This is a genomic window from Acinetobacter sp. Ac_5812, from assembly GCF_013072695.1.
Taxonomy (GTDB): domain Bacteria; phylum Pseudomonadota; class Gammaproteobacteria; order Pseudomonadales; family Moraxellaceae; genus Acinetobacter.
Map to the genome: position 1 here is coordinate 739307 of NZ_LXUK01000022.1, position 13022 is coordinate 752328.

Genomic DNA, 13022 nt, shown 5'->3' on the forward strand with positions numbered 1-13022 from the left:
TTAACCTGAAATAGATTGTTTAAAAACCTTCATCTGCTTGTATTGTTGCAACTCATCTAAGGAGTTAATACTATGACAAAACAGGCTTTGTTTTTGAAATGCGATCGTCTGTGCATTCAATTGTTTAAAACAATCTCGCAAGCTGAGTTTGTTCTCAGCGATTGCTTGTTCCAACACCGACAAACTTTCTCGCTTTAGCAAACAAAATGGATATAAAGCATCTCCATTCATTGTGACGTACGCCACCTGTGCTTGAGGAGTCTTGTGTAAAGCTCGATGAAGTTTGACTAAAACCTGATTTGGTATATAGGTGACGTCGCATGGAATAAATAAAACACAGTCAGATTCTACATGTGACCATGCGCTTTTCATGCCCATTAATGGGCCTAAAAAACCATGCTGATCATCGGCATAGCATTGAATATCTGGTTCAATCTGTTGGTAAATCGAACGATCACGATGGCTATTCACCCAAATATGTTGTACTTGGGTCTTAAAGTGCTCAGAAATTTTTAACAGTTGAATCTGATCATCGAACTGTTGCAGTAGCTTGTTCACGCCATTCATACGGCGCGCTTGCCCTCCCGCCAAAATCACCAAATCTGTAGCGGGATATTCTGTATTCATGCTTCTGCCTCCAGTTGACAGGTTTTGATTAAGCCACGAATTTCAGGTAAGCAGGAACCACAATTTCCGCCTGCTTTTAAACATGCAGTGACTTGTTTTTCATGCGTGATATTTTGCATTTTAATGGCTTCAATAATCTTATTTTTACCCACTTTAAAGCAACTACAGACCAATGGTCCATCATTATTTGCAGCGGACATTGGCATACCAGCTAGCAGTGCTTTACGATGCAAGGCACTTAATCGTTCACGTTTGAATAGGCTAGCCACCCAATCCCGATCAGGCAATAAATCGACAGGCGCAATATATAAACTGGCAACCAGAATACCGTCTTTTAAAATCACACTATGGCTGAGCTGCGATGAAATATCCTCCAGACTTAACCATTCATAGGTTTCATCGACAAAAGGCAGGAAGCTTTTCAGATTCTTTTGGGTCTCATCGATACTGTGACGATCAGCAATTTCATAACGGATGGCTTTTGCAGTTTTGATCTTGGTCCACCATGCACAATTTTGCAATGAAGCTTTAATCTGATGTTCAAAGCCTTCACGTACATAGAGCACGCCTTGCCAAGTGGTATGGAACGGTTGAATTGCAACAGGGGTATGTTTAAATTCAGGTTCGCCTGAAATCGCATCCACCACAGGATTGACCACTTTACCAATCCGCGCATCAGAAGCGACTTGCTCAGTCCAGTGAATCGGTGCAAAGATTTGACCACGACGCACCCCTTGTGCCAAGGTCACACGCAGCACACAACGGCCCCATTCCGAGCGAACTTCAACCAAAGCTTTATCACGAATACCAAATTTTAACGCATCATTCGGGTGAATCTCACAAAATGGTTCAGCGCGGTGTGTGGTGAGATTTGCCGATAAACCCGTGCGAGTCATGGTATGCCACTGATCACGAATCCGCCCCGTATTCAATACCAATGGATAATCTTCAGAGATAGCATGCACTGGATCGATGGCAACAGTGGGAATCAGTTTGGCTTTTTTATTTTTATGGCTAAAACGCCCCCGATCAAACAGCTGTTCAACCGCAACACTTTGACCTTTCTCCCAGACAGGCCATTGGATTGGGCGCAGATGGTTATATTCATCAAGACTTAGATTCATTAAACCTTTTAAATTGAAATAACGGAAATTTTCAACTTGGTCTCGTTGGTCAACACTGGCATTTTGATAAGCCGATAAAGCCGCATGTTCATTAAAAATGTCACAGGCATGATTAAAATCAAAACCATTAAATCCTAGTTTTTTCGCAACCTGAGCCACCGCCCACCAATCCGCTTTGGCTTGCTTTGGCGGATTTAAAAAAGCACGTTGTCGTGAGATACGGCGTTCAGAATTAGTGACTGTGCCATCTTTTTCCCCCCAACCCAGCGCAGGTAACAATACATCTGCATAAGCCGTGGTATCGGTATCTGCACAAATATCTGATACCACGACAAACTCACAGTTTTCCAATGCACGTTTGACTTGATCTGCATCGGGTAAGCTCACCACAGGATTGGTTGCCATAATCCAAATCGCTTTGATTTTGCCGCTTTCCACTGCTTGGAATAAATCAACTGCTTTTAAGCCTGCTTGCTTGGCAATCACAGGGCTGTTCCAGAAATCTTGTACCAATTTTTGATGTGAAAGATTGTCCAAATCCAGATGTGCAGCCAACATATTGGCGAGTCCACCCACCTCACGACCGCCCATGGCATTGGGTTGACCCGTCATAGAAAATGGCGCTGCACCTAATTTGCCAATTTTCCCAGTCAGTAAATGGCAGTTAATAATGCTATTGGCTTTATTCACCCCTTGAGAGGATTGATTAACCCCCATCGAAAATAAGGTGATCACTTTTTCTGTTTGCGCAAATTTATCAAAAAACAGTTGTAATTTTTCTGCGGATATTCCTGTGCGTTTCACTAAAGCACTAACATCTTGCTCACTTTCACTCGCGGCTAAAAGTGCCGCTAAACCTTCGGTATAGGTCTCTACAAAATGCTGATCGATACAATCATTGTGATATAAATACTGAAACAAGCCGTTAAATAAAGCCACATCCTGACCCGGTAAGATCGGCAAATGTAAATCCGCTTGCTCACAGGTACTGGTAAAACGAGGGTCAACCACAACTACAAATAAATCTGGATTCTTGCTTTTGGCCTGCATGATGCGTTGATACAGAACAGGATGACACCATGCCGTATTGGAGCCGACTAAAACTACCATGTCAGTATGTTCAAAATCTTCATAACTGGCTGGAACAATATCTTCACCAAAAGCCCGTTTATGTGCCGCAACCGCAGATGACATACATAAGCGTGAATTGGTATCAATATTGGCAGTGCCTAAATAGCCTTTTACAAACTTATTCACCACATAATAGTCTTCTGTCAACAATTGACCTGAGACATAAAATGCAACACTGTCTGCTCCATACTGATCAATACACGCTTGAAACTGCTCTGCAATTTTCTCGATGGCCTGATCCCAAGTCGTCACTTGACGATAGTTTTTACGGCCAAACATAGGCTGTAAGACTCGGGTTTCCAAGCCCAACGTATCTGCAAGATTGCTGCCCTTGATACACAACCGTCCAAAGTTTGAAGGATGATTCATATCACCGGCGACTTGTACCGTCGTGCCATGCGTTTTATGTTGCACACTGACATCCACACCACAGCCCACGCCACAATAGGGACATGTTGTTTTTGTTATGATTGTTTCTGCTTGATCGGAGCGACTGTGTTCTAAAATTTGAATACTGTTCATGACTGCCCCTTTTACCTAGTTAATCTTTTTAAAGATGCTTACTCTCGGGAGTCTTACCGAGTTTTTATCTTATTTTCAGGCTAAGCCTTCGGCTCGACCTACTTTTCTTTCGGGAAAAGTAGGCAAAACCATTGTCATCTGCAAAACCTGTTCTCTTCTGTCACCTACTTAGGTTCATCGCAGAAACATTTCTTACAAAAACCATGCAGGTTGCAGATGACTTTTCCGAGTATCAAACTACTTACATAGGAATTTAATTTCTTAGAAATATTACCCTGCCTTTTTCATTGCAAAATCCTTACCAAATAACAGCTTGTTTCTAAATGTAGAAACGGGTGTTTGATCTGCAATCAACTCGGCATACCACATGCCATCTTCCGTATCACCAAACAGAACCGCACCAATCACTTTGTCTTTCTGGATAATGATACGCTTATAAATTTGACGTTTATCATCATTGAGGATGATGTCTTCATAATCCTCTTTCGGTTCAAAATTCCCAGCAGAGAATACGTCGACACCACTCACCTTTAACTGCGTTGGTACGGTTGGTGATTTAAAGGTTAAGCTGCCATGTTCAGCCAAATGTGTTGCACAAATGAAGGCTTGTCCCCACAGCGGTTCAACCAAACCAAAAGTTTGATTACGATGCTCGATGCATTCGCCCACAGCATAGATACTTGGATCAAAGGTTTGCATAGTGTCATTCACCAAGATGCCGCGATTACAGCGTAGTCCCGCACTTTGCGCCAAAGCAATATTCGGACGAATCCCGACCGCAAAAATAACCAAATCAGCATCCAACACAGTTCCATCTTTAAGTCGGACTTGACTGACATGACCGTCTTCACCAATCAATGCTTCAGTATTGGCTTCCGTAATGATATTGATGCCCTTTTGCTCAATACTATGGCGCAACATACGGCTGGCACGCCCATCCAACTGACGTTCCATAATTCGTTCCATCAGATGTAGAACTGTCACATTCATGCCACGTTGTTTCAATCCATACGCCGCTTCCAGACCCAGCAAACCACCACCAATCACCACGGCATTCTTCTTGCTTTCGCAATATTTGATCATAGTGTTTACATCATAAATATCACGGAAGCTGATCACACCTTTTAAATCCACACCTTGCACGGGTGGAATAAAAGGCGATGAACCAGTCGCAATAATCAAACGATCATAATCAACGCTTTCGCCTTTCTCGGTATGTACCACTTTACGAGTACGATCAATTTTTACCGCAGGATCATCCGCAATGAATTGAATCCCTTTGTCGCGATACCAAGCATGTGGATGCAACATGATGTCATCAATAGTTTTTTCACCTGAAAGTACTGGTGACAGCATAATCCGGTTGTAATTGCCCCAAGGTTCTTCACCAATCACCGTCACCTCATAGCGATCTGGTGCCATGTCCAGTAAATCCTCTAGGCAACGCATCCCCGCCAAACCATTACCAATCAGCACCAATTTCAACTTTTCTTGCGCAGCACCATTGTTGGTAATATAAGTCTTTTGCGGAACTGTCCCGACCCAGACCCGACCATTTTCAATTTTGGTTGGAAAGACCAATAGCTTTTGATCTTTATCTTCCAAACAACGACCTGTCGCTAAGCTGAAATGTTGTTTATAAATCGGCGATGCAATCACGCGTTCGCCTTGTAAATCGCCAATGATACCGCGACACATCACATTGGCTTGGCTGAAGGGATCTTTATTGCTAAGTGCATAAATCCGCTTCTCATGCCCGACACGGAACAATGCAACGGATTGACCTTCAATTAGTGCGCCTACGCCTGTGTTTGGTGTGATGTCATCTAACGCACACACCTCGACCCATTGATTTTCTGGCAGCATATCGATGTTTTTTAAACTAGTCATTTGAGTTCTCCTTATGCTTCAACCATTGGGATTCGATCGACTGAGCGTTCAGCGTCATTCAAAGGGCGAATCTGATCACGTACTTGAGTAAATTGAATATGTGGATCAGCTTGCTCTTCTGCACTGGCGTTGATATAGGTTTGGAAACGTTTACGGATCTCAGGATCTTCAACTGCGGTACGCCATTCATCTTGATAAGTGCCAATCACATGACTCATACGGAGTTCTAACTCTTCTGCAAGCCCTAGCGAATCATCGACAATCACTGATTTAAGATAATCCAAACCGCCTTCCATATTGTCACGCCATACACTGGTGCGCTGTAAACGATCTGCAGTTTGGATATAGAACATAAAGAAACGGTCGATATAACGAATCAAGGTTTGGGTATCAAGGTCTGAGGCCAATAGCTCTGCATGACGTGGTTTCATACCGCCATTCCCACAGACATACAGGTTCCAACCTTTCTCGGTGGCAATCACCCCTACGTCTTTACCTTGTGCCTCTGCACATTCACGAGTACAACCCGACACCGCCATTTTTAATTTATGCGGTGAACGTAGGCCTTTATAACGATTCTCAAGTTCAATCGCCAAGCCAACAGAATCATCAACACCATAACGACACCATGTACTACCGACACAGGATTTCACGGTACGTAAGGATTTACCGTACGCATGGCCAGATTCAAAACCTGCTGCGTTGAGTTCTTCCCAAATAAATGGGAGTTGATGAATTTGCGCGCCAAATAAGTCGACCCGTTGTCCACCCGTAATTTTGGTATATAGGTTATATTTTTTGGCAATTTGACCAACAGCGATTAAGCCATCAGGTGTGACTTCCCCACCTGCCATACGCGGCACAACCGAGTATGAACCATCTTTTTGAATATTGCCCAAGTAGTAATCATTACTGTCTTGTAAGCCTGCATGGCTTGGTTCCAGTACAAAATCATTCCAGCACGATGCCAAAATATTAGCCGCCATTGGTTTACAAATATCACAGCCTAGACCATGACCATGTTGATGAATCAAATCATCAAAGGTCTTGATTTCATTGACACGAACCAAGTGATAAATTTCTTGGCGTGAGTATGGGAAGTGTTCACAAACATGGTTATTCACCGTTACGCCTTGGCGTTGTAGTTCAGACTTCAACACTTGCGTCACTAACGGTGCACAACCACCACAGGCTGTCGCTGCTTTGGTACATTTCTTCAAAGCACCGAGTGAGGTTGAACCGTCACAAATCGCTTGGCAAATATCGGCTTTAGATACGTTGTTACATGAACAAATGGTTGCACTATCAGGCAATAAATCGACACCACTGCCACCTGCTTTCGCACCTGAATCGGCAAAGCCTGGCATGATTAAACTTTCAGGCGTTTCTGGTAGTGCCAGCCCATTCAGCATCATTTGTAGCAGATCATTGTATTCTTTGGCATCACCCACCAAGACCGCACCGAGCAATTTAGTCTTGTCTGCATCGACCACGATCTTTTTATAGACCAAGCTATCTTCATCCGCATAGAAATAGCTGAGTGAGTTTGGCGTCATGCCATGCGCATCACCAACAGAGGCAACATCGACCCCCATCAACTTCAACTTGGTGCTCATATCTGCACCCGCAAAACAATGGGTTTCCTCTGCTAGGATATGTTTTGCAGCAATTCGTGCCATGTCATAACCAGGTGCGACTAAGCCATAGATTTTGTTATCCCACAGCGCACACTCACCAATCGCATAGATATGTTGATCTGAGGTTTGGCAGTAATCATTGATTTTAATCCCGCCACGCTCACCCAATGCCAAGCCGCTGAGTCGTGCCAATTCATCACGTGGGCGAATCCCTGCCGAGAATAAAATGATGTCTGTTTCCAGCTCGCTGCCATCCGCAAACTTCATGACATGGGTTGCACTATCACCTGCTTCAATACATTGAGTCGCTTTTTGGGTATGAACTTTTACCCCAAGATTTTCAATTTTACGGCGTAATACTTTACCGCCAAGATCATCAATTTGTACTGCCATCAAACGCGGTGCGAACTCCACGACATGCGTTTCCAGATTTAAATCACGCAATGCTTTGGCCGCTTCCAACCCCAATAAGCCGCCACCAATTACCACACCTGTCTTTGCGTTTAAACTTGCTGCACGAATCGCATCCAAGTCCTCAATAGTACGATACACAAAACAGTTTTCACGATCGTTACCTGAAATTGGGGGAACAAAGGCGTATGAACCTGTTGCTAATACCAATTTGTCATAATGAATCACATCGCCAAAGTTGGTGGTGACTGTTTGCTCTACCGCATTAATTTCCATCGCTTTGGTATTTAGTCTTAAATCAATACCGTGCGCGTCCGCAAAATCAAAACGAGCCAGTGATAAGTCTTTTGCTGTTTTACCAGAGAAGTATTCAGTCAAATGTACGCGGTCATAGGCAATACGTGGTTCTTCAGCAAGAATGGTAATTTCTAATTCATCATCAGCTTTCTCTAAGATGGCTTCGATAAATTTATGCCCCACCATACCGTGACCAATCATCACTAATTTCATTGTGTTTCTCCTCAAATCTAATCTTTGATTAAGCTGCGCTGCTTTGTTCTGAACGACGTTCCAACATGGCTTGCTCAAACAGCTGTTGTTCTTTTTCTTTGTGCTCTACCGAGAATCGGATCAGCATTACTGAGCTTGCAGCAATGACCACTAAGCCGCCTAAAACCATTAAACAAGTTTGAAAATCGACCATTCCTTTTAGCAAGAATCCTGCTGCGACTGCACCGACATTGCCACCTGCACCAATAATGCCTGCCACACCACCGAGTGCATCACGATCAATAAATGGAACCAAGGCATAAGTCGCACCGCATGCCATATGGGTAAACAGTGCGAAGATAGTCATACTGAGGATTGCAAGAACTGCACTATTCATATGCGCGAATAGCATTAGGAATAGACCTTCACCCAAGATCAACAGAAACAAGATTTTAGTGCGGCCATCCAAACCTTTTTTCAGTGCCACTTTGTCTGAAACAATACCGCCAAGCGCACGGGCAAACAGTGCCAGCAAACCAAAAACCCCTGCAGCCAGTCCCGCTTCTTTTAAGCCAAAGTTGAAGTGTTCGACGTAATACATCGCAATGATGTTGTGCATGAAAATTTCGATACCGAAGCATGCCGCATAAGAGCAGAATAGAATCCAGACCCGATAGTTACGTGCTGCATGCATTAGGATTGCCATGCCACCTTTTTTATCGCTTCCAACTACCACACCTTGCGCGCGTAGCTCTTTAAAATCACCTTGTGGGCAGTCTTGGGTCAGCTTCCAATAAAGCACACCTACGATCAGCATCATCACACCCGGTACAAGCAATGCAATTCTCCAACCCAAGGCTTGTTCAACACCGAACATCACCAAGGCAGACAACAGTAAAGGCATCAAAGCTTGTGTCGCACCACCACCTGCATTCCCCCAACCCGCTGAAGCGGCATTTGCGGTGCCTACAACATTTGGTGCAAACATAATGCTGGTATGGTATTGCGTAATCACAAAGCTGGCGCCAATTGCACCAATCAATAAGCGGAAAAATAGGAAGGATTCATAACTATTGGCTGCAGCAACACCAAATACAGGAATGCTGCCCAGCAATAAGAGTGCAGTATAAGTTTTACGTGGGCCATATTTGTCACACAATGGGCCAACGATTAATCGAACCACAATCGTGATTGCAACAGCAGCAATATTGATATTGGCGATCTGATCTTTGGTGAGATGGAACTCGCCTGCAATCACTGGCATTAACGGTGCACAGGCAAACCAAGCAAAGAAACACACGAAGAAAGCAAGCCAACTCATGTGGAATGCCCGCATCGCTGGTGCGGAAAAGTTAAATAACTTAATTGATGTGGCTTTTTTCGCCGATAAATCTAAAGACATTGCCATCTCCCATACTGAACGTATCATGTGTTGTTAATACATCACGCTGTATCAACAAACCGATCAGATCGGACATCGTTGGCCGTCTTACAATTTTGCAAGTCATCTTTGACTCAAGGAATAGTTAGCAAATGCTGTGCCAAGTATTCATTAATGGCATGGAAATAAAATATTAACCATTGTTTTATATATATTTTATCTATTTATTCTTTCTTTTTAATGAATGCAAATTCGGTTAAAGAGTGCAAGTTCAGTACAACGAACTGTTTTAAAGCATAATTCGCACTGCTTCAAAACAACTCTTTTTACGCACTTAAAAAGTGCATATTTCATTCTGGAGGATATAATTCAAATTTTTCATTTCTTCTAATTGGTCACAACGATACAATAAAGCGCATAAACAATACGCCCCATGGAGCGATTGCACCGAATAAGAAATGAAAACAATTGACTGGCACTAATTTTGCTTCAAAAAAAATACGCACAGCACTTTATATCTGTGCATAACCCCACCGTTTGACCTATATACTTATGCCGAAACTCAAGATCGCACTTATTGATGACGACCAGGCTCGAGCTGAATACATAAAAACCTGTTTGATTGAACATGACTTTGATGTAGTGGCTTGTTTTACCCTCGATCATCTCAATATTTTTAAACTCGAACATCTTCAAGCCGATGTGATTCTGCTTGATATGGATCACCCACATCGCGATGTGATCGAAAGTTGTGTCAGTAACTTTGACCTACCCACCGTTCTGTTTACCAAGAACACTGACAAAGACATGATTAAACAAGCCATCGATGCAGGGATTACCGCGTATATTGTCGACGGTATTGATCCAAGCCGTCTGCACACGATTTTAGACATTTCAATTGAGCAATATAAAAAGCATAAAAAGCTGGAATGTGACCTCAAAGATGCTAAAACCAAGTTGGCAGACCGTAAGGATGTCGAAAAAGCCAAAGTATTGCTGATGCAATTACATGGCTTAACCGAAGACACCGCCTTTCAGTTACTCCGAAAGAATGCCATGAGCCATCGTATGACCATTGGAGAAATGGCGCGGCGTTTACTCGATGCCCAACAACTTTTAAATAATCAACTAAAGGATGAATAGATGAGCCATTTAGTCGAATTAGCAAAAGTAGAGAAAACCGAATTACAACTGGGCTATATTCCTTTACTTGATTGTGTCGCATTACTTTGGGCAAAACAGCGTGGTTTTTTTGAAGATGTCGGTTTGAAGGTGAATTTAGTCAAAGAGGCATCTTGGGCCAGTTTAAGAGATCGCCTTGCTTTTGGCTTACTCGATGCTGCTCATTGTCTGTCTGCTATGTTACCTGCTGCGGCTGTAGGCAACGATCAAATCGGGATTCCACTGCAAACCCCGTTATTGCTCAGTGAAAACCGTGCCTTTATTAGCTTGAGCCAGAAGCTCTGCTATGCACTCGATATTCAGAAACAAGATTCTGCGGAAAGTTCAGCCAAGAAACTGACGGATTACATTCACCAGCATCAAAACGTCTCGTTGGCGCATGTGTTTCAACACTCAATTCATCACTATTGTTTAAGAGAATGGCTGGCTTTGGCTGATCCGAAGCTCGCACAATCGATTCAGGTGAAAACATTGCCGCCACCCTATATGGTCGAGGCCTTGAGTAATCATCTGATAGATGGCTTTTGTGTCGGAGAACCCTGGAATACGCAAGCTGAGTTACAGGGTTTAAGTCACATCGTCTGTTCGAGCCAACATATTATTCCTAATGTTGCCGACAAAGTCTTAGCGGTTACGCAAGAATGGGCGCAGCAACATCCACATACATTGGTTGCATTGACCAGTGCCATTATCAAAGCGCAACAAGAATTACGTCAACTGGATGATTTCAGCCCTGTATGGCAACTTCTCATTGAATTTGATGTCATTCAATTTCATTGTTCGCCAGACGTTCATGTTGAAAAGTACTTTGCCATCCAGAATATCATTCGGAATTTTGTACTCAACAGTGCTGAACCAAAAGCCCAAGACTTTGAATGGTTATTTCAACAAATGAATAAATGGAATGCTTTGGAGCTAGAACAAGACACTTATCTGACTCAAGCACAGAATTGTCTGCTGCTCGAAACATATCAAGCTGCTGCAAATACCCCATAAAATTAAGGACAAAAAAAAGCTGTCTTTAACGATCAAGACAGCTTTTGAAAGACCCAAAAGGGATTACGCCAATCAAAAGTAACCCCTTAAGTAATCACTATCATATTGAAAGCAGAGATATCTTTTTCGGACATTTTTATGTCATTAACTGCCATCTAGAATGCGAATTTTTATCATTTCTGCCAACTGAATAAGCGACAACAGTGTTCAATCTCTAATCATCTTGCATTGCGGTAACAACGCGCTTCACAATGCCAGGCAATGGCTAAGTAGTATCAAAAACTATTCAATAGTTATATTTTAGCAACTATGGGTTTAACATCTTCATAAATAATAATTTAAGCACATAAAAACAATATGTTAGTATGAAACATTCATCCTATTGGATCACATAAAAATACACTTTACCCAATTCTTTTCTAAGGATTTAAGTCGCGCTAAAATACCAAAATATAAATAGTTTGACTGCTGAGTTACACAAATCCCATGAACGAAATGAGGTAATTCAGTTTAGAATGTTTAAAAATAAAATTACGCTAAATTTTGTCATATTTTAACATTGCCAATTCCTTGCAAAGTTTTCATTATATGCACCATGCTTGGCATGCAAATTTCTTCATCGATTAAAACAAATTATAAAAAATTGCAGAATTTTATGCCATAATAAGCAAACTTTGCAGACATCTTGCAAAAAACTTTTGCAGATTTAGAATTGGAGCAGGCTGAATGAGCTCAACCATTTTGGTAATTCATGGACCGAATTTGAACTTGCTAGGAAAACGCGAACCAGAGGTATATGGTTATCTCACGCTAGATGATATTAACCAGCAACTCACCGCTCAAGCCCAACATGCATCACTTACACTAGATACTTTTCAAAGCAATTGGGAAGGTGCGATTGTCGATCGTATCCATCAAGCACAAAACGAGGGTGTGAAATTTATCATTATCAACCCTGCTGCCTTGACCCATACCTCAGTTGCTTTACGCGATGCCTTACTTGGTGTTGCGATCCCATTTATTGAGGTTCATTTGTCAAATGTTCACGCCCGTGAATCATTCCGTCATCACTCATATTTATCAGATAAAGCCATTGGCGTAATTTGTGGCTTAGGTGCAAAGGGTTATTCCTTTGCTCTCGATTACGCTATCGAAAAAATTCAATCTTCTAACTAATTTAGACTTTTTAGGAATGCTCACTCATGGATATCCGTAAAATCAAGAAGCTCATCGACTTGATGATTGAATCTGACTTACAAGCGATTGAAGTTAAGGAAGGCGACCAATCTATCTCATTAACTCGCCCTACTCCTGTTTATGCCGCGGCTGCTGTAGCTGCAGCTCCAACAGTTGCTGCGCCAGCACCAGCAGCAAAAACACCACGTGGTGCAGTTGAATCATCACCAATGGTTGGTGTGTTCTATGCAGCACCAAGTCCAGGTGAAGCGCCATTTGTAAATGTAGGTCAAACAGTATCTGCGGGTGAAACATTAGGGATCATTGAAGCAATGAAAATCATGAACCCGATTGAAGCAACAAAAAGCGGCGTCATTGAAGAAATTCTAGTGAAAAATGGTGAAGTGATCCAATTCGGTCAACCACTTTTCCGCTACCGTGCTTAATCAGTTTGGG

General features: G+C 42.5%; 9 protein-coding genes. 4 read left to right on the forward strand and 5 right to left on the reverse strand.

Annotation, left to right across the window (positions count from 1 at the left end; genetic code table 11):
• The 5 genes from A7P55_RS16980 to A7P55_RS17000 form a co-directional block, all read right to left on the reverse strand.
• Complete coding sequence (locus A7P55_RS16980; protein WP_171553019.1) at nucleotides 1-627, reverse strand: NTP transferase domain-containing protein; 627 nt, start codon at nucleotides 625-627, stop codon at nucleotides 1-3.
• Nucleotides 624-3404, reverse strand: a complete 2781-nt coding sequence (locus tag A7P55_RS16985) for a nitrate reductase (RefSeq protein WP_171553020.1) — start codon at nucleotides 3402-3404, stop codon at nucleotides 624-626. Before A7P55_RS16985 ends, A7P55_RS16980 begins: the two co-directional genes overlap by 4 nt.
• Before the next feature lie 270 nt (nucleotides 3405-3674).
• Nucleotides 3675-5294: a nitrite reductase small subunit NirD gene (gene nirD / locus A7P55_RS16990; protein WP_171553021.1), complete on the reverse strand. Its 1620-nt coding sequence runs from the start codon at nucleotides 5292-5294 to the stop codon at nucleotides 3675-3677.
• An 11-nt stretch (nucleotides 5295-5305) separates the two neighbouring features.
• The gene (nirB, locus tag A7P55_RS16995) at nucleotides 5306-7852 is read right to left on the reverse strand and encodes a nitrite reductase large subunit NirB (protein ID WP_216078074.1); all 2547 of its coding nucleotides are present in this window, start codon (nucleotides 7850-7852) and stop codon (nucleotides 5306-5308) included.
• Between the two features lie 28 nt (nucleotides 7853-7880).
• Nucleotides 7881-9239 (reverse strand): MFS transporter, encoded by a 1359-nt coding sequence (locus tag A7P55_RS17000; protein WP_171553283.1) that lies wholly within the window; start codon nucleotides 9237-9239, stop codon nucleotides 7881-7883.
• A 525-nt stretch (nucleotides 9240-9764) separates the two neighbouring features.
• On the opposite strand from A7P55_RS17000, the gene A7P55_RS17005 reads away from it, so the two are divergent.
• The 4 genes from A7P55_RS17005 (at nucleotide 9765) to accB (ending at nucleotide 13012) form a co-directional block, all read left to right on the forward strand.
• Nucleotides 9765-10355 (forward strand): ANTAR domain-containing protein, encoded by a 591-nt coding sequence (locus A7P55_RS17005; RefSeq protein WP_004807526.1) that lies wholly within the window; start codon nucleotides 9765-9767, stop codon nucleotides 10353-10355.
• The gene (locus tag A7P55_RS17010; protein WP_171553022.1) at nucleotides 10356-11390 is read left to right on the forward strand and encodes an ABC transporter substrate-binding protein; all 1035 of its coding nucleotides are present in this window, start codon (nucleotides 10356-10358) and stop codon (nucleotides 11388-11390) included.
• Nucleotides 11391-12116: 726 nt separating this feature from the next.
• On the forward strand, nucleotides 12117-12566 hold the full coding sequence (gene aroQ, locus A7P55_RS17015) for a type II 3-dehydroquinate dehydratase (protein ID WP_016163522.1): 450 nt from the start codon (nucleotides 12117-12119) through the stop codon (nucleotides 12564-12566).
• Nucleotides 12567-12592: 26 nt separating this feature from the next.
• Nucleotides 12593-13012 carry an acetyl-CoA carboxylase biotin carboxyl carrier protein gene (accB, locus tag A7P55_RS17020; protein WP_004807532.1) on the forward strand — a complete coding sequence of 140 codons (420 nt, stop codon included), beginning with the start codon at nucleotides 12593-12595 and terminating at the stop codon, nucleotides 13010-13012.
• The last annotated feature ends 10 nt before the right edge of the window (nucleotides 13013-13022 follow it).

Excerpts from the sequence above, each read along its gene's own strand:
- A7P55_RS16980 (WP_171553019.1), bottom strand. The coding sequence starts at position 627 with ATGAATACAGAATATCCCGCTACAGATTTGGTGATTTTGGCGGGAGGG.
- A7P55_RS16985 (WP_171553020.1), bottom strand. The coding sequence starts at position 3,404 with ATGAACAGTATTCAAATTTTAGAACACAGTCGCTCCGATCAAGCAGAA.
- nirD (WP_171553021.1), bottom strand. The coding sequence starts at position 5,294 with ATGACTAGTTTAAAAAACATCGATATGCTGCCAGAAAATCAATGGGTC.
- nirB (WP_216078074.1), bottom strand. The coding sequence starts at position 7,852 with ATGAAATTAGTGATGATTGGTCACGGTATGGTGGGGCATAAATTTATC.
- A7P55_RS17000 (WP_171553283.1), bottom strand. The coding sequence starts at position 9,239 with ATGGCAATGTCTTTAGATTTATCGGCGAAAAAAGCCACATCAATTAAG.
- A7P55_RS17005 (WP_004807526.1), top strand. The coding sequence starts at position 9,765 with ATGCCGAAACTCAAGATCGCACTTATTGATGACGACCAGGCTCGAGCT.
- A7P55_RS17010 (WP_171553022.1), top strand. The coding sequence starts at position 10,356 with ATGAGCCATTTAGTCGAATTAGCAAAAGTAGAGAAAACCGAATTACAA.
- aroQ (WP_016163522.1), top strand. The coding sequence starts at position 12,117 with ATGAGCTCAACCATTTTGGTAATTCATGGACCGAATTTGAACTTGCTA.
- accB (WP_004807532.1), top strand. The coding sequence starts at position 12,593 with ATGGATATCCGTAAAATCAAGAAGCTCATCGACTTGATGATTGAATCT.